This window comes from Aeromonas sp. s13 (assembly GCF_040907905.1).
Taxonomy (GTDB): Bacteria; Pseudomonadota; Gammaproteobacteria; order Enterobacterales; family Aeromonadaceae; genus Aeromonas; species Aeromonas veronii.
Genome location: NZ_JBFOCS010000081.1, coordinates 1 through 20386, shown reverse-complemented (window position 1 = coordinate 20386; position 20386 = coordinate 1). Strand labels below are relative to the sequence as shown.

The 20386-nt window shown below is 58.4% G+C and carries 20 protein-coding genes; 8 read left to right on the top strand and 12 right to left on the bottom strand.

What is annotated here, in order from left to right:
• The first annotated feature begins 96 nt into the window (after positions 1-96).
• Positions 97-1195 (top strand): peptide chain release factor 2 gene (prfB, locus tag AB5Y82_RS18615; RefSeq protein WP_100645262.1). Its coding sequence is split into 2 segments (ribosomal slippage): positions 97-171 and positions 173-1195, totalling 1098 coding nucleotides; the frame shifts between segments, so codons are not numbered across the junction.
• Positions 1196-1211: 16 nt separating this feature from the next.
• Positions 1212-2747 carry a lysine--tRNA ligase gene (gene lysS, locus AB5Y82_RS18610; protein ID WP_005335201.1) on the top strand — a complete coding sequence of 512 codons (1536 nt, stop codon included), beginning with the start codon at positions 1212-1214 and terminating at the stop codon, positions 2745-2747.
• Positions 2748-2867: 120 nt separating this feature from the next.
• On the opposite strand, the gene AB5Y82_RS18605 is transcribed toward lysS, so the two are convergent.
• Positions 2868-3674, bottom strand: coding sequence for a PhzF family phenazine biosynthesis protein (locus AB5Y82_RS18605; protein WP_368174373.1), 807 nt, complete (start codon positions 3672-3674; stop codon positions 2868-2870).
• 189 nt (positions 3675-3863) lie between these two features.
• On the opposite strand from AB5Y82_RS18605, the gene AB5Y82_RS18600 reads away from it, so the two are divergent.
• Genes AB5Y82_RS18600 through AB5Y82_RS18590 form a run of 3 tightly spaced genes read left to right on the top strand, consistent with a single transcriptional unit; the run spans position 3864 to position 8153 of the window.
• Positions 3864-5657, top strand: coding sequence for an assimilatory sulfite reductase (NADPH) flavoprotein subunit (locus tag AB5Y82_RS18600; RefSeq protein ID WP_201296205.1), 1794 nt, complete (start codon positions 3864-3866; stop codon positions 5655-5657).
• Entirely contained in the window at positions 5657-7381 is a 1725-nt protein-coding gene (cysI, locus tag AB5Y82_RS18595; protein WP_159144255.1) for an assimilatory sulfite reductase (NADPH) hemoprotein subunit, read from the top strand. Before AB5Y82_RS18600 ends, cysI begins: the two co-directional genes overlap by 1 nt.
• Complete coding sequence (locus AB5Y82_RS18590; RefSeq protein WP_159144256.1) at positions 7371-8153, top strand: phosphoadenylyl-sulfate reductase; 783 nt, start codon at positions 7371-7373, stop codon at positions 8151-8153. Before cysI ends, AB5Y82_RS18590 begins: the two co-directional genes overlap by 11 nt.
• Before the next feature lie 79 nt (positions 8154-8232).
• Here the strand turns inward: AB5Y82_RS18590 and folA are convergent, their stop codons facing one another.
• The 4 genes from folA to AB5Y82_RS18570 all read right to left on the bottom strand — a co-directional run bounded on the left by folA (position 8233) and on the right by AB5Y82_RS18570 (position 10575).
• Positions 8233-8724, bottom strand: coding sequence for a type 3 dihydrofolate reductase (folA, locus tag AB5Y82_RS18585; RefSeq protein WP_111901260.1), 492 nt, complete (start codon positions 8722-8724; stop codon positions 8233-8235).
• Positions 8725-8742: 18 nt separating this feature from the next.
• Positions 8743-9210 (bottom strand): threonine/serine exporter family protein, encoded by a 468-nt coding sequence (locus AB5Y82_RS18580; protein WP_026035076.1) that lies wholly within the window; start codon positions 9208-9210, stop codon positions 8743-8745.
• Entirely contained in the window at positions 9207-10004 is a 798-nt protein-coding gene (locus AB5Y82_RS18575; protein ID WP_005348133.1) for a threonine/serine exporter family protein, read from the bottom strand. The genes AB5Y82_RS18580 and AB5Y82_RS18575 overlap by 4 nt, the downstream gene beginning before the upstream one ends.
• Before the next feature lie 235 nt (positions 10005-10239).
• Positions 10240-10575, bottom strand: coding sequence for a DUF3135 domain-containing protein (locus AB5Y82_RS18570; RefSeq protein WP_159144257.1), 336 nt, complete (start codon positions 10573-10575; stop codon positions 10240-10242).
• A 393-nt stretch (positions 10576-10968) separates the two neighbouring features.
• Between AB5Y82_RS18570 and mog the strand changes: the two genes are divergently transcribed.
• A complete protein-coding gene (gene mog / locus AB5Y82_RS18565; RefSeq protein WP_111901756.1) occupies positions 10969-11499 on the top strand; it encodes a molybdopterin adenylyltransferase in 531 nt (176 codons plus the stop codon).
• 83 nt (positions 11500-11582) lie between these two features.
• Here the strand turns inward: mog and AB5Y82_RS18560 are convergent, their stop codons facing one another.
• From AB5Y82_RS18560 to trmB, 6 genes are all read right to left on the bottom strand, one after another.
• Complete coding sequence (locus AB5Y82_RS18560) at positions 11583-11984, bottom strand: DUF2541 family protein (RefSeq protein WP_111901755.1); 402 nt, start codon at positions 11982-11984, stop codon at positions 11583-11585.
• A gap of 168 nt (positions 11985-12152) precedes the next feature.
• On the bottom strand, positions 12153-12362 hold the full coding sequence (locus AB5Y82_RS18555; RefSeq protein ID WP_005335219.1) for a YgdI/YgdR family lipoprotein: 210 nt from the start codon (positions 12360-12362) through the stop codon (positions 12153-12155).
• 203 nt (positions 12363-12565) lie between these two features.
• Entirely contained in the window at positions 12566-13861 is a 1296-nt protein-coding gene (locus AB5Y82_RS18550) for a sulfurtransferase (protein ID WP_368174372.1), read from the bottom strand.
• 29 nt (positions 13862-13890) lie between these two features.
• The gene (gene glsB / locus AB5Y82_RS18545) at positions 13891-14811 is read right to left on the bottom strand and encodes a glutaminase B (RefSeq protein WP_368174371.1); all 921 of its coding nucleotides are present in this window, start codon (positions 14809-14811) and stop codon (positions 13891-13893) included.
• A 122-nt stretch (positions 14812-14933) separates the two neighbouring features.
• On the bottom strand, positions 14934-15266 hold the full coding sequence (locus AB5Y82_RS18540; RefSeq protein ID WP_005348158.1) for a YggL family protein: 333 nt from the start codon (positions 15264-15266) through the stop codon (positions 14934-14936).
• Positions 15267-15314: 48 nt separating this feature from the next.
• Positions 15315-16028 carry a tRNA (guanosine(46)-N7)-methyltransferase TrmB gene (trmB, locus tag AB5Y82_RS18535; RefSeq protein ID WP_111901753.1) on the bottom strand — a complete coding sequence of 238 codons (714 nt, stop codon included), beginning with the start codon at positions 16026-16028 and terminating at the stop codon, positions 15315-15317.
• A gap of 349 nt (positions 16029-16377) precedes the next feature.
• On the opposite strand from trmB, the gene AB5Y82_RS18530 reads away from it, so the two are divergent.
• A complete protein-coding gene (locus AB5Y82_RS18530; protein ID WP_368174370.1) occupies positions 16378-17559 on the top strand; it encodes a PLP-dependent aminotransferase family protein in 1182 nt (393 codons plus the stop codon).
• A 74-nt stretch (positions 17560-17633) separates the two neighbouring features.
• Here AB5Y82_RS18530 and AB5Y82_RS18525 read toward each other — a convergent pair whose 3' ends face one another.
• Complete coding sequence (locus tag AB5Y82_RS18525; protein ID WP_368174369.1) at positions 17634-19163, bottom strand: EAL domain-containing protein; 1530 nt, start codon at positions 19161-19163, stop codon at positions 17634-17636.
• Between the two features lie 252 nt (positions 19164-19415).
• Between AB5Y82_RS18525 and AB5Y82_RS18520 the strand changes: the two genes are divergently transcribed.
• Positions 19416-20321: a TIGR01777 family oxidoreductase gene (locus tag AB5Y82_RS18520; protein ID WP_201942380.1), complete on the top strand. Its 906-nt coding sequence runs from the start codon at positions 19416-19418 to the stop codon at positions 20319-20321.
• The last annotated feature ends 65 nt before the right edge of the window (positions 20322-20386 follow it).

Genomic DNA, 20386 nt, shown 5'->3' with positions numbered 1-20386 from the left:
CATGAGCCGCACAAGCCAAGGCAACCCTGTTTATTCCTTCCACAATTGGCTAGAATATCCCGTTTTTAAATCACATCGACCCTGAGAGTTTTCACGATGTTCGAAGTTAATCCCGTATTAAATAAACTTAAGGAGCTGTCTGAGCGGACCGAGCTTCTTAGGGGGTACCTTTGACTATGACGCCAAGAAAGAGCGTCTAGAAGAGGTCAACGCCGAGCTGGAACAGCCGGACGTATGGAATGAACCCGAGCGCGCACAGGCGCTGGGCAAAGAGCGCGTTGCGCTGGAAAACGTGGTCGGCACCATCGACACCCTGACCCAGGGCGTGGATGACGTCGAGATGCTGGTGAGCCTGGCCGTGGAAGGGGAAGACGAAGAGACCTTCAACGAAGCCATCGCCGAATCCGAACAGCTGGAAGCCAAGCTGGTGGATCTCGAGTTCCGCCGCATGTTCTCCGGTCAGCACGACGGCTCCGACTGCTATATCGATATTCAATCCGGCTCCGGTGGTACCGAAGCGCAGGATTGGGCCAACATGGTACTGCGTATGTACCTGCGCTGGGGCGATGCCCACGGCTACAAGCCCGAGCTGATTGAATGCTCCGAAGGCGATGTGGCTGGTATCAAATCCGCCACCATCAAGTTCACCGGCGAATATGCCTTCGGCTGGCTGCGTACTGAAACCGGCGTGCACCGTCTGGTTCGCAAGTCCCCGTTCGATTCCGGTGGCCGTCGTCACACCTCCTTCTGTTCTGTGTTCGTCTACCCCGAGATCGACGACGATATCGATATCGAGATCAATCCGGCGGATCTGCGGATCGACGTCTACCGCGCCTCTGGTGCCGGTGGTCAGCACGTTAACCGAACCGAATCCGCGGTGCGTATTACCCACGTTCCGACCGGTGTCGTGGTACAGTGCCAGAACGACCGTTCCCAGCACAAAAACAAAGACCAGTGTATGAAGCAACTGAAAGCCAAGCTCTACGAGCTGGAAATTCAGAAGCAGAACGCTGAGAAACAAGCCCTGGAAGAGACCAAGTCTGATATCGGTTGGGGCAGCCAGATCCGTTCCTATGTGCTGGATGACTCCCGTATCAAGGATCTGCGCACCGGCGTCGAAACCCGTAATACCCAATCGGTGCTCGACGGTGACTTGGACAAGTTTATCGAAGCCAGCCTGAAATCAGGTCTGTAAACAAGCAGGAATCACCATGTCTGAACAAACCATCACTCCGGAAGTCGACCAAACTCTCGAACTTAACAACGAGATGACCGAGCGTCGTTCCAAGCTGGCCGCCCTGCGCGCCCAGGGTAATCCTTTCCCCAACGACTTCCGTCGCGACAGCCTCTCTGGCGATCTGCACGCAGAGTTCGACGACAAAAGCGCCGAGGAGCTGACGAGCCTGGGTAAACGGGTGAAGATTGCCGGTCGCATCATGACCCGCCGGATCATGGGCAAGGCTTCTTTCGCCACCCTGCAGGACATGGCCGGCAAGATCCAGGTCTACGTCACCCGTGACGACCTGCCGGAAGGTTTCTACAACGAGCAGTTCAAGAAGTGGGATCTGGGCGACATCGTGGGTGTCGAAGGTACCCTGTTCAAGACCCAGACCGGTGAGCTCTCCGTTCACGTTTCCGATATCCGCCTGCTGACCAAGGCGCTGCGTCCGCTGCCCGAGAAGCACAAAGGCCTGACCGACCAGGAAGCTCGCTGCCGCCAGCGCTACCTGGATCTGATCGCCAACGAAGAGTCCCGCAAGACCTTCATGATCCGCACCCAGGTGGTTGCCGGTATCCGCAAGTTCTTCAACGAAAAGCGCTTCATGGAAGTGGAAACCCCGATGATGCAAGTCATCCCGGGTGGTGCCTCCGCGCGTCCGTTCGTCACTCACCACAATGCGCTGGACATCGACATGTACCTGCGTATCGCTCCGGAGCTCTATCTGAAGCGTCTGGTGGTCGGTGGTTTCGAGCGTGTCTACGAGATCAACCGCAACTTCCGTAACGAAGGTATCTCGGTGCGTCACAACCCCGAGTTCACCATGATCGAGTTCTACATGGCCTACGCCGACTACATCGATCTGATGGACCTGACCGAAGAGCTGCTGCGCACCCTGGCGCAGGACATTCTGGGTGACACCAAGATCCGTTACGCCAAAGAGGGCGAAGAGGGCCTGACCATCGATTTCGGTCAGCCGTTCCAGCGCCTCACCATGGTCGAGTCCATCCTGAAGTTCAACCCGGATGTGACCCTGGACGATCTGGCTACCCTCGAGAGCGCCAAGGCCGTTGCCAAGCGTCTGCACATCGAGCTGATGAAGGGCTGGGAGCTGGGCCACGTGATCACCGCGATCTTCGAAGAGACCGTGGAGCACATGCTGCTGCAACCGACCTTCATCACCGAGTACCCGGCTGCCGTTTCTCCGCTGGCCCGCCGCAACGACGTGAACCCGGACGTAACCGACCGCTTCGAATTCTTCATCGGTGGCCGCGAGCTGGCCAACGGCTTCTCCGAGCTGAACGATGCAGAAGACCAGGCCAAGCGCTTCCAGGATCAGGTTGATCAGAAAGAAGCAGGCGACGACGAAGCCATGTTCTACGACGCCGACTTCGTCACCGCACTGGAGCACGGCCTGCCGCCGACTGCCGGTCAGGGTATCGGTATCGACCGTCTGGTGATGCTGTTCACCAACAGCCACACCATCCGTGACGTCATTCTGTTCCCGGCCCTGCGTCCGCAGAAGTAAGGCCCACAGAAGCCAGCTAAATCCCTTGGGTCAATCCCAAGCGTGATAGCCCATAAAAACGCCCCGCCACAGCGGGGCGTTTTTTTATAATGCTCACAACAATTGACGAATGCTTACCGCTTATGAGGCTGGCGGTAGCAGCCACTCCCCCTGCCACAATGTGACGGCCTGACCGGCAATCAGTACCCGATCCTCCTGCAGTTCAAGCCGCAACTCACCACCACGGGCCGAAATCTGACGGGCCCGCAGTTGCCGTTTACCAAACCGTTCGGCCCAAAAGGGCACCAGAGCGCAGTGGTTGGAACCAGTAACCGGATCCTCATCGACGCCCACCCAAGGGGCGAAATATCGGGAGACAAAATCATGGTTAGAGTCGTTTGAGGGCGCCGTCACTATCACCCCCCATCCCGGCAGAGCGCGCAGTGCATGGAAATCAGGCGAAAGCGCGAGGATCTCCTCTTCACTTGCCAGCTCCAGCAAGAACTTGGCCCCGGCCGCCAGAGTCTGTCGTGGCTGGCAACCAAGCGCGGCTGCATAGGCGGGATCCAGCATCAGTGGCGTCACTTCGATACGCGGAAAATCGAGCCAAATCCACTCCCCTTCGCGCCGGGCCAGCAGCTCACCACTGCGGGTCTCGAAGCGGATAGTCTCGTATGCAGCTACCGCCCCTGTCTGCCACAACACATGAGCAGCCGCCAAGGTGCCATGACCGCAGAGATCAACCTCGACTTTCGGCGTGAACCAGCGCAACTGATAATGGGCTCTGCCAAGTTGTACCAGAAAGGCTGTCTCGGAGAGATTGAACTCGGCTGCCATCGCCAACTGGCTGGCATCAGGCAGGGCTGCTCCCAATACGACCACCGTGGGATTGCCACCAAGGGGCTGCTGACTGAACGCATTGACATGAAACAATCGGATATTCGACATGGCACTTCCTGTGTTATCAAGTGGCTCTCATTTAACGCTCTTTATACCACGCCCCTCTTTTGCTGCGGGAACAGGCGTACCTCTGCCCCTTTAATGCATTAATAGAATAAAGAAGACATTTTTATTCTTTGTTGTTATCCAACACGCCCTTTAATCTGGCCAAAAATCAGACCATGGAAGACGCGTGTGATGCAATTGAAGGATTCCCCATTCAACCTCTCCCCCCTCTCTGACGAGCAGCAACGTCAGCTGGGTCAGGTACTCTCGACCCTCAATACCCAGCAACTGACCTGGGTGAGCGGATATCTCTACGGCCTCTCCCAGGCGGGCGTCCAACCCGTTGCGACCGCAGGCGCAGCAGTCGTCGCTCCCTGCGGCAGCCTGACCATTCTCTACGGCTCCCAGACCGGCAACGCCAAAGGGGTCTCCACTGCCATCAAGGCGCAGGCAGAGGCCCGTGGCCTACCCGTTACCCTAGCGTCGATGGCCGACTACAAACCCAAGCAGCTCAAGAAAGAGAGCCATCTGCTGGTGGTAGTGAGCACTTACGGGGAGGGTGAACCGCCGGAGAGCGCAGTCGATCTGTTCGAGCAGCTTAAAAAAGGCAAGATCGGCAAGCTGGACGGCCTCAAGTTCGCGGTGCTGGGGCTGGGTGACAGCTCCTACGAATTTTTCTGCCAGACCGGCAAAGATTTTGACAACTTCCTCGCCACCGCTGGAGCCGAGCGCATTTATGAACTCGCCAGCCTCGATGTGGATTATCAGGATGCAGCCAAGTCGTGGGGCGAACAAGCGCTCAACGCCATTGCCACGACCCTCTCTACCGGTGCTGCCAGCAACAGCGTAGCCAGCGCGGTGCAGCAGGCGGTTGGCCACAGCCAGTACAGCAAGGAGAACCCCTTCCCTGCCCGCCTGTCGGTCAATCAGAAGATCACCGGCCGGGATTCCACCAAGGATATCCGCCATATCGAAATCAATCTGGCCGACTCCGGCCTCACCTATCAGCCGGGGGATGCCCTCGGTGTCTGGTTCGACAATGACGCCGAACTGGTGGGCGAAGTGCTGGCCCTGACCGGCCTCTCTGGCGATGAAGCCACGGCTCACGGCACCTTGCACGCCGCACTGACCGGTCACTTCGAACTGACCCGGTTGCACGGTGGCTTTATCACAGGCCTTGCTGACATATCAGGCAACGCTGCACTGAAAGATCTGGCAGGCGACAAGGCCCAGGTCAATGCGCTGGTCGCTTCAGCCCAGATTGTGGATGTACTGAAGCGCTTCCCGACCGCGCTCACTGCCGAGCAGCTGCTTGGCCTGCTGCGCCCGCTCACCCCGCGCCTCTACTCCATCGCATCAAGCCAGCGCGAAGTGGAAGAGGAGGTGCACCTGACCGTCGGGGTGGTGCGCTATCCGCAAGAGGACGGCACGGTGCGCAGTGGTGGCGCCTCTTCGTTTCTCGCTGATCGCCTTGAAGAGGGCGCCAAGGTACGGGTGTTTGTCGAGCACAACGACAACTTCCGCCTGCCCGCCAATCCCGATACCCTCATCATCATGGTGGGCCCGGGTACCGGCATCGCCCCATTCCGCGCCTTTATGCAGGAGCGGGAAGCCATCGGGGCCTCGGGCAAGAACTGGCTCTTCTTCGGCAACCCCCACTTTACCCAGGATTTCCTCTATCAGGTGGAGTGGCAGCGTTATGTGAAATCGGGGCTGCTGTCGAAGATCTCGCTAGCCTTCAGCCGGGATCAGGCCAACAAAATTTATGTGCAGGATCGCCTGCGCGAGGCAGGGCTTGAGCTCTACCAGTGGCTGGAAGCAGGCGCTCACTTCTATGTGTGTGGCGACGCCAACAAGATGGCCAAGGATGTACAGGAGGCCCTGCTGGATGTGATTGCCGAACACGGTCACAAGAGCCGTGAGGAAGCAGAAGAGTATTTGAGCGAATTGCGTCGTGCCAAACGTTATCAAAGGGATGTCTATTGATGAGTAAACAACCTCTTTCTCACCCAAAAACGGGTCCGGTCGAAGGGCCGCTGGCCGACAACGAGCGCCTCAAGCGCGAGAGCAACTTCCTGCGCGGCACCATTGAGCAGGATCTGCAGGATCCACTCACCGGTGGCTTCAACGGCGACAACTTCCAGCTGATCCGCTTTCACGGCATGTACCAGCAGGATGACCGCGACATCCGCCCGGAGCGCGCCGCCCAGAAGCTGGAGCCGCTGCACAACGTCATGCTGCGTGCCCGCCTGCCGGGTGGGATCATCACCCCAGCCCAGTGGCAGATCATCGACAAGTTCGCCGAAGAGCACAGCCTCTACGGCAGCATCCGCCTGACCACCCGTCAGACCTTCCAGTTCCACGGGGTATTGAAGCGCGACATCAAGCTGATGCACCAGACCCTCAACAGCACCGGCATCGACAGCATAGCCACCGCCGGCGATGTGAACCGCAACGTGCTCTGCACCAGCAACCCGGTGGAGTCCGAGCTGCATCAGGAGGCCTACGAGTGGGCCAAGAAGATATCCGAACACCTGCTACCCAAGACCCGCGCCTACGTGGAGATCTGGCTGGACGGTGAAAAACTGGGGCAGGACGAGGAGCCGATCCTAGGCTCCAACTACCTGCCGCGCAAATTCAAGACCACTGTGGTGATCCCGCCTCACAACGATGTGGATATCCACGCCAACGATCTCAACTTCGTGGCCATTGCCGAGCATGGCAAGCTGGTGGGCTTCAACGTGCTGGTGGGCGGCGGGCTGGCCATGACCCACGGCGACACCAGCACCTACCCGCGCAAGGCGAGCGATTTTGGCTTTATTCCGCTCTCCCACGTGCTGGAGGTGGCGGCCGCCGTGGTCAGCACCCAGCGCGACTGGGGCAACCGGGTCAACCGCAAGAACGCCAAGACCAAGTACACCCTGGAGCGCGTTGGCGTCGAAGCCTTCAAGGCCGAGGTGGAGAGCCGCGCCGGCATCCAGTTCGGGCCGGTTCGCCCCTATGAGTTCACCAGCCGTGGCGATCGCTTCGGTTGGGTCGAGGGGATCGACGGCAAGCATCACCTCACCCTGTTTATCGAGAATGGCCGCCTGCTGGACTTCCCGGGCAAGCCGCTCAAAACCGGCATGCTGGAGATCGCCAAGGTGCATCAGGGGGATTTTCGCCTGACCGCCAACCAGAACCTGATCATCGCCGGGGTACCTGCCAGCGAAAAAGCCCGCATCGAAGGGCTGGCACGCCAATACGGCCTGCTGGATGACGGCGTAAGCGAGCAGCGCAAGCAGTCCATGGCTTGTGTGGCCCTGCCCACCTGCCCGCTGGCGATGGCCGAGGCCGAGCGCATGCTGCCCGCCTTTGTCACCGACATCGAGGGCTTGCTAACCAAACATGGGCTGGCGGATGACGCCATCATCTTCCGGGTCACCGGCTGCCCCAACGGCTGCGGCCGCGCCATGCTGGCGGAAGTGGGTCTGGTGGGCAAGGCGCCCGGCCGCTACAACCTCCATCTGGGGGGCAACCTGGAAGGCACCCGCATTCCGCGCCTCTATCAGGAGAACATCACCGAGCCGCAGATCCTGGCCGAACTGGACGCGCTGATCGGCCGCTGGGCCACCGAGCGCAATCAGGGTGAGTGCTTCGGCGACTTCGTGATCCGGGTTGGGGTAATTGCCCCCGTTATCGATTCTGCGAGGGACTTCTATGCCGCTTAATGTCACTGAAGATGGCCGCCTTGACCTGCAGGCACTGCTGGCCCTCAGCCGTGAGGAGCAAGTCGAGGCACTCGCGCCCCTCAACCGGGAGCTGGATACCATGAGCGCCCCCGAGCGGGTGCGCTGGGCCCTGGCCAATCTGCCGGGGGAGCATGTGCTCTCCTCCAGTTTCGGTATTCAGGCGGCGCTGATGCTCCATCTGGTAAGTCGCGAACGGGCCGACGTGCCGGTAGTGCTGACCGATACCGGTTATCTCTTCCCCGAGACCTACCGTTTCATCGACGAGCTGACCGAGCGCCTCGCGCTCAACCTGAAGATCTACCGGGCCGAGCTCAGCCCAGCCTGGCAGGAGGCGCGATTTGGCCTCCTCTGGGAGCAGGGGGGAGAGGGGATCACCCGCTACAACCAGCTCAACAAGGTGGAGCCGATGGACCGTGCCCTGCGTGAGCTGGGGGCCCAGACTTGGTTCTCCGGCCTGCGCCGGGAGCAGTCCGGCAGCCGTGGCAAGCTGCCGGTGCTGGGCATCCAGCGCGGCCGCTTCAAGTTCCTGCCGGTGATCGACTGGAGCAACAAGGATGTCTTCTACTACTTCAAGGAGTTCGACCTCCCCTACCACCCGCTGTGGGAGCAGGGTTATCTCTCGGTGGGCGATGTCCACACCACCGCCAAGTGGGAGCCCGGCATGAGCGAGGAGCAGACCCGCTTCTTCGGCCTCAAGCGCGAGTGCGGTTTGCACGAGGAAAATGGCGAGAACGACGGCTCAGGCATCTAATCCCGTCTTTAAAACCCAACAGAACAACAAGGGCATCCGAAGATGCCCTTGTTGTTATTTGCCCATTAGCATTCGCCCGTCAGCGGCGCAGCCAGGTCTCAAAGCTATAGGGGTGCGGGTTCTTCTCATCGGCAGGGTGGCTCTCGCAATCAACGCGTTGCCACTGACCATCGTCAAAAGCAGGGAAGCGGGTATCCCCCTCCACCGCCAGATCGATGCGGGTCAGGTAGAGACAATCCGCGCTCGGCAACATCTCGGCATAGAGATGACCACCACCGATCACCATCAACTCCTCCACCGAGCTGCCTGCCAACAGCGCCAGCGCCGCCTCGACGGAGCCCACCACCTCAATGCCCTCAGCCTGATAGCCGGGATTGCGGCTGATCACCAGATTGCGCCGTCCGGGTAGCGGTCGACCGATGGATTCGAAGGTTTTGCGCCCCATCAATACCGGTTTGCCGAGGGTGAGACGCTTGAAGTGAGCCAGATCGGCAGGCAGATGCCAGGGCATCTGGTTGTCCTTGCCGATCACCCTGTCGTGGGCCATGGCGGCAATCATGGAAATCTTCATGGGGCCTCTCACCGTCTGTCAGATTATTGGGCGGTTACGGTACACGACCAGAGAGGGGATCGCCAAACCGAAACTGAGGGCACCGACGATAAAGAGGGCCTTGAGGCCGTTCTCCACCGCACTCTGGATCAACTCCATGGTCACGCCATTGATATTGAGCTCCACCACCGCAATCATGGTCTTGAACGCATAACTGCCCGGGATCATCGGAATGATGGAGGCAACGCTGAACACCGGACGCGGCGCCAGCAGACGGCGAGACCAGTAGACGCAGACAAAGCCGACCGTGGTCGCCGCAGCCAGCGTCGCCCACTCGATGGGCATACCATAGTGGATCAGCAGGGTACGCAGGCTGTGGGCCAGCGCGCCGCCCATGGCGCAATACTTCAGCATCCGTGGCGGCACGTTGAACAGCATGGCAAACCCCACCGCCGGGATGGAGGACCAGAAGGCATCCTTGGCCAGTAGCCAGAGCAAATCCATCATACTTTCCACCCCCAGATCCCGGTGACCGACATGGCCAAAATGATACCTATGGCGGCGCTGATGGTCAGCAGGGTCGCAGTCCCCCAGCGGGCCAAGCCCATGTTGAAGTAGCCCTTAACCATGTCGGAGACCGCATTGATCAGCGGAAAGCCCGGCACCAGCAGCAGCACGCTGGCCGCCATGGCGAGATAAGGCTGGTCACCCCAGTTGAAGAAGGTGGCGCTGGAGGAGAGCAAGGTGGCAATAAAGCCGGTGGCGGCAAAGTTGATGAGCGGGCTGTGGTGATGGCGGGCCATCAGCTGGCGCACCCGCATCGCCACGGCAGACGAGAAACAGGTCACCAGGAAGATGGGCCAATCACCACCAAACAGCAGGCTAAAGGCGCCACAGGAGAGCCCCACCATGGGGACCACCAACCAAGGGTGATAGTGGAAGGGGACGATGGCCTCGAGCCGCTGGCGCACTTCACGGGCACCGATCAGCTCTTTTTCCGCCATGATGCAGATCCGCTGGATCTCGCACACCACCTGCATATTGATGCCATGTTCGCGCACCCGCCGGGTAGTGGTGACGCAACCCCCCTGATAGAGACTGGTGAGCACGATGGCACTGGAAGAGATGGCCATTTCGACACTCTCCAGCCCCAGCGCCATCCCCAGCCGCACCGTGGTCTGCTCGATGATCCGGCTCTCCGCCCCGAACTGGGCCAACATCTGACCCACCTTGACGATAATGCGGGTGATCTCTGTCTGTTGCTCCCGCGACAACACCCGTCTTGGTGTGATACTTCTCATAATCCCTTCGAGTCGTAGCAATAAAAATTTCGGCCATATTAGCCTAACTTTTACTGTTATTCATCCACCCCTATCACAACCTGACTAATTAGTTATTACAAGAAGGAGAAAAGAAGTTACATCACAAATACATTACGACTAACATTAAAAACCATAACAATCAGGTCGCCAGGAATCCCCTTTATTATGGCTTCACCGATTTGGCTGAAATATCAACCAAGGGGGTTATTGCAGATTATTTGCGACGTCGATAGTCCGTCAGATGGATTATTTTACCACTGCCATCGCTTTCAGGCGGATGGTCCCCCTCTTCTCTGAACTGGCTCATTTCGCTGCGCATCAAATAAAAAGATTCCCTCATCATGTTGGTAATCCGGATACAGCTATCAAGATTGTTTTTCGCCAGACGGCGCTGACCATCAATCTTGAACTGCAACCCGCGCAGACGGCGCCGCTGATCGGGGCTCGCACGGGCCATCAACTGGTCGATCTGCTGCTCCAGAATCGCATCCAGCCGGGAGGGCTCACTCGCAGCCAACTCCTTCAGGGTGTCAAAATCAGGCAACTCCATATGCCCTCCTTGGCGACTATTGCTGGCAACACACTGCGGTACCACACCATCACGTCCCAGCCATATAAATCTGTATATACGACGCGGCTAAAAAGGGTTCAATCCATCCACTGGCGACTAAACTGGACAATGGTCACTACGAGGGTGTCTATCTATTTTAATTGTGTTTGGAAACAAGCGATTGTTTTAAATTCATGCGAGATAAAACACTTATACATTTTAGGTTGTGATTTTCTGTTTTTTATTGCAAATAAAAATCCGGGTGGCCTTATTTTGCTTCATTCGACACTTTATTCTTCCCTCACCGACCCGCGTCATCTCCTGACGGTTTAACATATCTCACTGATTATGTTATTTTAATTGCCACTTTTATCGGACATTCAAGAGCAGACCATGAGCAAGGCAAAAATCGGTATCGTCACCGTCAGCGATCGCGCCAGCGCGGGTATCTATGAAGACCTCTCCGGCAAGGCCATCATCGACACCCTGAGCGCCTATCTGACCTCGGAGTGGGAACCTGTCTATCTGGTGATCCCCGATGAGCAGGATCAGATTGAAGCGACCCTGATCCGGCTGGCGGATGAGGAGCAGTGTTGCCTCATCGTCACTACAGGCGGCACCGGCCCGGCCAAGCGGGATGTCACGCCGGAAGCGACCGAGGCGGTATGTGATCGCATGATGCCGGGCTTTGGCGAGCTGATGCGGGCCGAATCCCTCAAGTTTGTGCCGACTGCCATTCTATCGCGCCAGACTGCCGGGCTGCGCGACGATACCCTGATCGTCAATCTGCCGGGCAAGCCCAAATCAATCCGCGAATGTCTGGATGCAGTCTTCCCCGCCATCCCCTACTGTATCGATTTGATGGAAGGGCCGTATCTTGAGTGCGATGAAACTGTCATCAAGCCGTTTCGGCCGAAAAAATAGCGAACCCGACCATAAAAAATAATGGCGAGCCACGGCTCGCCATTATTTTTAACTCATCTGTTTGCGCAGAAAAACTGCATCAATTATTTGCGGCCGAATACTTTTACGCCCGCTTTGCTGCGCTCTGAATTACCGTACACTTCGATTTTTTTCACACAACGGCGCGAGCCCAGTGATTTCCACTCGGTCTCTTTATCACTGCTCATTTCCCGATCGAAACGAATGGTCTTGGTACGATCACCACCATAGGTCACCACCACCCGATCCAGGGTCAAATCACGCTCCGCCTTCACCTTGATATATTTGGTCTGACGGCAAATCACCAAAGGAATTGTCGCACCATGATCACCGGCTCCCAGTAAAATAGTCCGCCCCAGTGTGAACTGATCGTCACCGGCATGGCTGGCTGACGCCACCACCAGCAAGACAGCACCCAGCAAGCTGCGTGCAGAAAAACGGGAATTCCAGATAGACATCAAGGACATAACACCTCCAATAAAAAATGGAGTGTGATGATAAGGGTTAAACCATAACGGAAGCTGTATCACGGCTGAATTTGCTGCGAATGTGCGGGGATAAACAGAGAAAACAGCGCGACTTTTCGGCGAAAATGAGAAGGGCCGCAGATAGCGGCCCTTGCGGCAAGAGAGCGCTTAGCGCTCCATAATTTGGGTCACGTCATCTTTCTTGATCATCACCTCGCGCCCTTCATGATCGTAATAGCGATACATGCCGGTACTCTCATCCAGCTTGGGTTTGCTCTCTGTGGTGATCATCTTGCCATCCTTGGTGCTCATGATGTATTGGGAGCTGCATGCCACCAGCCCCAGGGCACACACCAGGATCATCATCAGTTTTTTCATTGCGGCCTCTTCTGCGATCATCCTCACCACGAGGATGTTTCTTGAAGCCTAGTTCAATCGCACGGCACGGGATGGCGCGATGAGCAAAGCGGGATCGCCGTCAATAATCAGCGACTTAGCCTCGCTATCTGGCCGGGTGGCGAGCGCAATGAAAAAGGCCGGACATCTCTGTCCGGCCTCTTCTTTCAAGCGCAAGAACGCAATCATGACTTGGCGGGCTGGCGCTCACCGGTCACGGTCGGGTTCTTGGGATCGGAACTCCACTCGTACCAACCACCGTCGTAGACGCTGATCTGTTTCCAGTCCATCAGCCAAGCGTAGAAGAAGGCCTCGGAGGCGCGCCAGCCGGTACCGCAGTAGAACGCCGCCTGCTGGGTTGGCTCGATATTCCACTGCTCCCACATGGCTAGGATCTCGCGGGCCGGCTTCATGGTGCCGTCCGGGTTGTGGAAGTCGCTCATGCTGTTGGCATCGACGCCACCATGACCCCACTTGGCCCCCGGGATATCGCCCTTCGGCTTGATGTAGCTGTAACCTGAGGTGTTGCCGACAAACTCGTCCCAGGTACGCACGCTGACCAGCGCGCTATCGGGCTGCTTAAGCAGCTCTTTCGCCTGACTTAGCGTGGTGTAGTACTCGGGGTGAGCGGGAATGGCCACGCCAAACTCCTTCACCGGCTCATATTTGTTGGGCAGACCGGTTTCGGTGCGCAGGTGCTGGATAAACCAGGCATCCAGGCCACCGTCCAGCAGGCGTACATCTTCCACCCCCGCATACATCATCAGATGCGCGGCACGGGCGGCCGCCATGGTGTTGCGACCATAGAGGATGACGGTGGTGTCGTGACGGATGCCGTTATCCAGCAGCAGCTTCTTGAGCGCTTCGTCAGAGACCTTGTTCCACAGCGGCTCCTCTTCGAGGCTGTTGGTATCGATATAACCGGCCCCTGGGATGTGGCTGATGAGGTAGGCCTTGGGTGAACCCCAATCCACTTCAAACAGCTTCCAGTCGCCCTTGGGCGCCGCGGCAACCGGCTTGCCCTCTTGCAGATCCGCCAACCAGCGCGGATAGACCAGCTGCTGCCAGCGTGCCAGCGACTCGCGCGGTGCGGCTTGCCACCCTTGCAGCTCGAACAGCTGCTTGATCCCCTGCTTGCGCAGCAGACGGGCCACCTCGGCCACTTCGCGCGGCGCACCATACAGAGCGACCGGACGATCGGCTTTCAGCCCCTTGATCTCGAGCGCCTTTGGCCACTCTTCATCGCTGTATTTCCACTCGGCAGAGAGGTTCTCGGCACCCGCCACATGGCCGCCCTGCTTCTCCCCTTCCATCGGCCACCCCTGATAGAAGTAGCTGGCGCGGGTATCCAGGATGACAGCCTGTTTGGCCTTGGCATCGGCCAGCGAGAGCGGTGGCAACTCCCCTGCCACGGCGGGCAGGGCACACCAGAGCAGTAAGGTCGCCAGCGCGGCCTGCAGGAAGCGAAGATGTCGTTTCATGGTGATTTCTCGATTCATAGTGAACAAGGTTAAAAAATGGAGCGACCCAGCCGCTCGGACAGCAGCTCCAGTGCCGCCGTGCCCGCCAGCGAGTTGCCGGCTTTATTGAGCTCGGGCGACCAGACACAGACGCAGAGCTCGCCCGGGATCAGGGCGATGATACCGCCGCCGACCCCCGATTTGCCCGGCATGCCGACCCGATAGGCAAAATCGCCCGCCTCGTCATAGAGGCCACAGGTGGCGAGCAGGGCGTTGACCTGCTTGGTGGTGCGGGCGGGCAGCAGCGGCACGCTCTCACCCAGTGGCACACCACGGTTGGCCAGATAGATGAATGCCCGCGCCAGATCGACGCAGCTCATGCGAATGGCACAGGCATTGAAGTAGCTTTGCAGCACCTTGTCCACTTCGTTTTCGAAGTTGCCGTAGGCCTTCATCAGATAGGCGATGGCGGCGTTGCGGGCAGAGTGCTGATATTCGGAACGGGCGACCACCTGATCCGCCATGATGGCCGGATTGCCGGAAAGACGGCGCACCAGCTCGAGGGTACGCTGACGGGGCGCAGTGAGGCGGGTCTCCAGCAGATCGCTCACCACCAGCGCCCCGGCATTGATAAAGGGGTTGCGGGGGATCCCCTGCTCGAACTCGAGCTGAACCAGCGAGTTAAAGGGCTGGCCGGAGGGCTCCTTGCCGACACGGGCCCAGATCTCCTCCTCCTGATAGAGAGTGAGTGCCAGGGTCAGGCTCAGGGCCTTGGAGATACTCTGGATGGAGAAGGGTTCAAAAGCGTCACCGGCGGTGAACAGCTCCCCCTCGACGGTACAGACTGCGATACCCAGCCGATCGGCAGGCACCTGAGCCAGTGCCGGAATGTAGTCGGCCACCTTGCCTTGTCCCAGCAACGGGCGCACCTCTTCAAGGATGCTGGCCAGTAATTCGGATGACAACACCATAAGCAATAAGCGATTCCATGACTAAAACAGCGGTGGAGATCCCATCCCCACTGACAAAAATCCCGCCAGCGGCGGGATTTTTCAGTTACCCACAACAAGGCGCCAGATGCGGCAGCCTTGTATCAGGCCGGTTCACCGTACCAGAGGTCGAACAGCTCGGTAACGACCACGGCTTCCATCCCCTTGCCTTCCAGCCAAGATTTGACGGCAGCGCGGTCTTCTTCGGTACACTTGCCCAGTTGCTGGGTGCAGATCATCCCTTCCCAGGCCAGGTGACCGGAGCCGGCAAAAGCCAGTTTACGGGGTTCAACAACCTCATCGATCATCGCATCGACTACCGCATCGATGGTCTCTTCGGCAGTGCCGACCGGGAAGTTGAAACTGATGTCGAAACCCATTTCCTGGAATTCATCGACGCGCAGTTTCTTGCGCAGGCGGCGGCTACGATTGGCCATGATAGCTCCTCAAGTTAGTTGATACGCTAGGTGTGTTGACGTGCCAGCTTAGCTGACACGCTTGAAAATCAGATCCCAAACCCCGTGGCCGAGACGGTGGCCACGTTGTTCAAATTTGGTCAGCGGACGCCAGTCCGGACGAGGCACCCAGTTGCCGGTGGCAGAGGTATTCTCGTAACCCTCGGCGGCGCTCATCACTTCCAGCATATGCTCGGCATAGTTTTCCCAGTCGGTCGCCATGTGGAACACGCCACCGATGGCCAGCTTCAGGCGAATATCCTGGGCAAACGCAGGCTGTACGATGCGGCGCTTGTGGTGACGGCTCTTGTGCCAGGGATCCGGGAAGAAGAGCTGCAGGCAGGAGAGTGAACCGTTCGGGATCATGTGCTCCAGCACCTCGACCGCATCGTGGCAGATCACCTTCAGATTGGTGACGCCCGCTTCCTGAGCGGTACCCAGACAGGCACCCACGCCCGGGGAGTGTACTTCAATGCCGATGAAGTTCTTCTCGGGGGCATTCTTGGCCATCTCTACCAGAGAGGCGCCCATGCCAAAGCCGATCTCCAGCACCACAGGTGCTTCACGGCCAAACAGTGCGACCAGATCGAGCTGCTTTGGCTCGAAATCGATGCCCATGACCGGCCAGAGCTCTTCCAGGGCCTTCTCCTGCCCTTTGGTCAGGCGGCCTTCGCGACGGACAAAGCTGCGGATCTTGCGCATGAACTTGCCGTCTTCGTTAAATACATCTTGGGTCACAGGCATAATGGTCTCGTTATTTCATCAATCCGGGTAATACATCTTGTGTCCGATCCCGAGCGGGACCGCTCGCGGCTCGGCATTTCATCGACCCGCGAAAACAGGGGAGCGAATTATCCCAAGATAGGCCCAAGGCGCAAGTGTTTCGCGCAACAAATATTCCGGCCATCCACTTCCCAGCTCCCTCAGTGGCATCACCATACCGACTAACCGTCCAATATAATCCGCAGTAGAGTCGTTCCAGCCCTTTTTTGGCGATTTTTGTGACAATCATTGCCTCATTTCTGAAATCTGATACAAACGGATAACCTGGCGGTCGAATGGAGCGACCGCCCACATGCCGAGAGAATTGTCTATGCAGCCGTTTTTTGCCCAGCGCTTCGAGAAGGTCGAGCCTTCCTTTATCCGTGAAATCCTCAAAGTTGCCGCCAATCCGGAGATCATCTCCTTCGCCGGTGGTCTGCCCAATCCTCACCTGTTTCCGGTCAAGGCGATCGATCAGGCCTGTCAGGATGTACTGCGCGAACAGGGGGCTGCCGCCCTGCAATATGCGGCGACCGAGGGCTTCGCCCCGCTGCGCCAGTATATTGCCGACCGCTATCTGGCCCGCCACGGCATGCAGATCAATCCGGACAACATCCTCATCACCAGCGGCTCCCAGCAGGCGCTGGATCTGCTGGGCAAGGTGCTGATCGACGAGGGTCAGGATCTCATCATCGAAGAGCCGGGTTACCTTGGCGCCATTCAGGCTTTTTCTGTCTACCAGCCCACCTTCAAGCCGATCACCCTGGAAGAAGAGGGACTGGACCTGGCAGCGCTGGATGCGCTGCTGGCAAGCGGCTCCAATGCCAAGCTGCTCTACGGCGTGCCCAACTTCCAGAACCCGAGCGGTGTCTCCTACAGCCGCTCCAACCGCGAGGCACTGGCGGAGCGGCTGATCAGCCACGAGCTGTTGATGGTGGAAGATGATCCCTACGGCGAGCTGCGCTTCGAAGGGGAGCATCTCCCCCCGATTGCCAAGCTGGCGCCAAACAATACCGTGCTGCTCGGCTCTTTCTCGAAAACCGTGGTGCCTGCCTTCCGTCTGGGCTGGATGGTGATGCCGGAGTGGCTGCGCAAGAAGGTGACCATCGCCAAGCAGGCGACCGATCTGCACAGCAACGCCTTCAGCCAGCAGGTGCTGCACCGCTTCCTGACCGACAACTCCCTCGACGCTCACTTGGAGAAGATCAAGGAGGTCTATGGCCGCCAGCGCGCTGCCATGGAGGCCGCTTTGGCCCGTCACTGCCCGCCCGGCGTCAGCTACACCCGACCGGAAGGGGGCATGTTCCTCTGGCTGACTCTGCCAGCCCACATCAGTGCCATGGCGCTGTTTGACGAGGCGATCAAGGAGAAGGTGGCCTTCGTACCCGGTGCCCCCTTCTACGTGCGCCCCGAGATCAAGAACACCCTGCGCCTGAGCTTCTCCTGCGTCGATGAAGCGACCATTGAAGAGGGGGTCAAACGCTTGGCCCGCGCCCTCCAGCGCATGCTCTGATCGCCCAAGCCAAACCGTACCAACAAAAAACCAGCGAGCGATCGCTGGTTTTTTTATGCTCCCCATTCAACCGTTCAGCCAAACAAGGTCTTGCAAAACTGCTTCATCGGGATGGGGCGGCTGTAACGATACCCTTGCAGATAGTCAACGTGGCGCGCCCGCAGGTAGTCCGCCTGCGACTGCTTCTCGACCCCCTCCGCGATCAGGATCAATTCAAGTCGCTTCGCCAGATCAATCACGTTTTCAACGATATGGCTGGAGAGTGCATCCGTGCCGATCATCTCTACAAAGCTCCGATCAATCTTGAGTGCATCGACCTGAAACTGTTGCAGATAGGTGAGACTGGAGTGACCGGTGCCAAAGTCATCGATAGAGATTAAGACGCCCAGTTGGCGCAGTTCGGCAAACATCTGAGCGGTTGTCTCATCAGCTACCAGCAGTTCACGCTCGGTCAGCTCCAGCCCCAAATCAACGGGATTGTCCTTAAACGCGTCGAGAAAGGCCTTGCAGTCAGCCAACAGGTCGAGATCCTGAAAGTGTTTGGCGCTGATATTGAAGCAAAAATGGAACTTGGCCGGCAGCTTGCGGGCATAAGGGGAGAAGTGGTCGCGCACCTGGGCCATCAACAGGCTGGTCATGGGCACGATCAGCCCGCTATCTTCCGCCAGCGGAATAAAGCGATCCGGCGAGATCATCCCCTGCTTGGGATGCTGCCAGCGCATCAGCACCTCACAGCCACGCCACTGCTCATCCTCACCGGAGACCACCGGCTGCAGATAGGGGATAAACTCCTCCTCGATCAACGCCCGCTTGAGCTCTTCCGCTGGTGAGCTGCTACGCCCCATCAGCCTGAAGGTGCCGAATCCAATCAGCAGTGCCAGCAGCGGAGAGAGGAACAAGGTATATCTGGAGTAGCGCCATGCGTGGCTCCAGTAGTCATGCACCGTGACCCGGGTGACGACCTGATAGGGGAAATCGGCCGAAGCGAGGGCAATATAACCCTCTTCTGTCGGAGAGGGCGCCGCCCCGACCTGACCTGAGCCAAACAGAGCCCTCTGCCCCACCACCAGAGCCATCGGGGAGTTCTTGCTGGAGATCTCCAGGGTATTGCGCAGGTAGTAGCCATCTACACCGATCAGCACACTCCCCTTGTCAGTTTCATGACGCAGCACGATCAAGGGGCGATCCGGTGTGACCTCATTGCCAGGCAGCAGTTGCAACCTGCCATCCACATAGCGGTCGGGATTGAAGGGGCCATCGTAGTCACCATAGAGCGATGTGCAGTAGATGTGGCTGCCGACAGCCAGATTGGCGGAACGGACATCGGGCACCGTGGCCACCTGCTCGCGCAGCAGTTGTGCCGCCTCCTTGCAGGAGTGACCAAGCATCCCCTCCACATTGATGGCCGCCTGCCGGGCATGACCGATGGAGCGATCAAACATCATCCGGGCATGCTGCAACCGTGAATCGGCATCACGCTCTGTCTCCGTCACGGTCTGCCAGATAACGGCAATAACCCCCAGCAGCAGGATCCCGCCCCCCATCAGCAGCGCAACCAGAATCCTCGAGTAAAGCTGGCGAAGTTTCAAACGACGAAATGGCATGGCGGCCTCTTTGATGCTCGGATAATGGGTGACAGCCTCTGTGGACAGGCGAAAAGGGTCGCCATAATAGCGATTGTTCAACAAATATCCACACAACAAAAATCAATCAATTCAAACTATTGTTCAACAATATGTCGTAAGAAGAGGATAGAGTTAACAAACGTCAAACAGAAAACTCCCGAAGCACGTCTCACTTGTTGAAGGGAAGCCACACCATTAAAGTTGAGCAAACGGCAGCAGGAGCATGCAGCGATGAAGATTCTTATTACCGGAGGAACCGGCTTTATCGGCCGCAAGCTGGTTGCCCATCTCAAGGTCAATCACGAGGTCGTGGTATTGAGCAGGCAGGGGAGCCGTGCTTACTCCCTGCTCGGTCACGATATCAAGGTATTGGATAACCTCGACCGGCTTGATGACCTCAATGACGTGGACGCAGTGATCAATCTGGCCGGTGAACCCATCGCCGCCGGACGCTGGAGCGAGTCGCGCAAACAGCTGCTCTGCGATAGCCGCTGGCTACTGACCGAGCAGCTGGTGGATCTCATCAAGCTATCCAGCACGCCGCCCAAGGTGCTGATCAACGCCTCCGCTATCGGCTGGTATGGCAGACAGGGCACCGAAACCCTCGATGAGCAGTGCCGCTCCCCCAACGACGAGTTTACTCACCAGCTCTGCCAGCAGTGGGAGACCCTGGCGCAAGAGGCCCAGAGCCGCCAAACCCGGGTCTGTATCGTGCGGATCGGACTGGTGCTTGGCATGGATGGCGGCGCCCTGCCCAAAATGCTCCCCCCCTACCGACTCGGACTCGGCGGCCCCATGGGATCGGGCAGCCAGATGATGAGCTGGATCCATGTGCAGGATCTGGTGCGCGCCATGCTGTTCTTGCTGGATCACGAAGAGTGCAGCGGCATCTTCAACGGCACTGCGCCCCATCCGGTCAGCAACCGGGAGTTCAGCCAAACCCTTGCCACCACGCTGCACCGCCCGCACATCTTTTTCGTGCCCGCCCCCCTGCTGCAACTGGTGATGGGGGAAGCGGCAGATCTGCTGCTGACCGGACAAAAGGTGATACCAGCAAGGCTGCAACAGGCCGGTTTTCACTTCAGCTATCCCGAACTGCCGAGCGCCCTCACCAATCTGCTGCGTGAGCCCCGCTAACTCACACCCGCTCGCTGCGTCCGCTCATCAGCACCTCACATAGCAAGCAGCCCGGCCAATGGTCG

Coding starts and splice junctions, on each gene's coding strand:
- lysS (WP_005335201.1), top strand. CDS start 1,212: ATGTCTGAACAAACCATCACTCCGGAAGTCGACCAAACTCTCGAACTT.
- AB5Y82_RS18605 (WP_368174373.1), bottom strand. CDS start 3,674: ATGTCGAATATCCGATTGTTTCATGTCAATGCGTTCAGTCAGCAGCCC.
- AB5Y82_RS18600 (WP_201296205.1), top strand. CDS start 3,864: ATGCAATTGAAGGATTCCCCATTCAACCTCTCCCCCCTCTCTGACGAG.
- cysI (WP_159144255.1), top strand. CDS start 5,657: ATGAGTAAACAACCTCTTTCTCACCCAAAAACGGGTCCGGTCGAAGGG.
- AB5Y82_RS18590 (WP_159144256.1), top strand. CDS start 7,371: ATGCCGCTTAATGTCACTGAAGATGGCCGCCTTGACCTGCAGGCACTG.
- folA (WP_111901260.1), bottom strand. CDS start 8,724: ATGAAGATTTCCATGATTGCCGCCATGGCCCACGACAGGGTGATCGGC.
- AB5Y82_RS18580 (WP_026035076.1), bottom strand. CDS start 9,210: ATGATGGATTTGCTCTGGCTACTGGCCAAGGATGCCTTCTGGTCCTCC.
- AB5Y82_RS18575 (WP_005348133.1), bottom strand. CDS start 10,004: ATGAGAAGTATCACACCAAGACGGGTGTTGTCGCGGGAGCAACAGACA.
- AB5Y82_RS18570 (WP_159144257.1), bottom strand. CDS start 10,575: ATGGAGTTGCCTGATTTTGACACCCTGAAGGAGTTGGCTGCGAGTGAG.
- mog (WP_111901756.1), top strand. CDS start 10,969: ATGAGCAAGGCAAAAATCGGTATCGTCACCGTCAGCGATCGCGCCAGC.
- AB5Y82_RS18560 (WP_111901755.1), bottom strand. CDS start 11,984: ATGTCCTTGATGTCTATCTGGAATTCCCGTTTTTCTGCACGCAGCTTG.
- AB5Y82_RS18555 (WP_005335219.1), bottom strand. CDS start 12,362: ATGAAAAAACTGATGATGATCCTGGTGTGTGCCCTGGGGCTGGTGGCA.
- AB5Y82_RS18550 (WP_368174372.1), bottom strand. CDS start 13,861: ATGAAACGACATCTTCGCTTCCTGCAGGCCGCGCTGGCGACCTTACTG.
- glsB (WP_368174371.1), bottom strand. CDS start 14,811: ATGGTGTTGTCATCCGAATTACTGGCCAGCATCCTTGAAGAGGTGCGC.
- AB5Y82_RS18540 (WP_005348158.1), bottom strand. CDS start 15,266: ATGGCCAATCGTAGCCGCCGCCTGCGCAAGAAACTGCGCGTCGATGAA.
- trmB (WP_111901753.1), bottom strand. CDS start 16,028: ATGCCTGTGACCCAAGATGTATTTAACGAAGACGGCAAGTTCATGCGC.
- AB5Y82_RS18530 (WP_368174370.1), top strand. CDS start 16,378: ATGCAGCCGTTTTTTGCCCAGCGCTTCGAGAAGGTCGAGCCTTCCTTT.
- AB5Y82_RS18525 (WP_368174369.1), bottom strand. CDS start 19,163: ATGCCATTTCGTCGTTTGAAACTTCGCCAGCTTTACTCGAGGATTCTG.
- AB5Y82_RS18520 (WP_201942380.1), top strand. CDS start 19,416: ATGAAGATTCTTATTACCGGAGGAACCGGCTTTATCGGCCGCAAGCTG.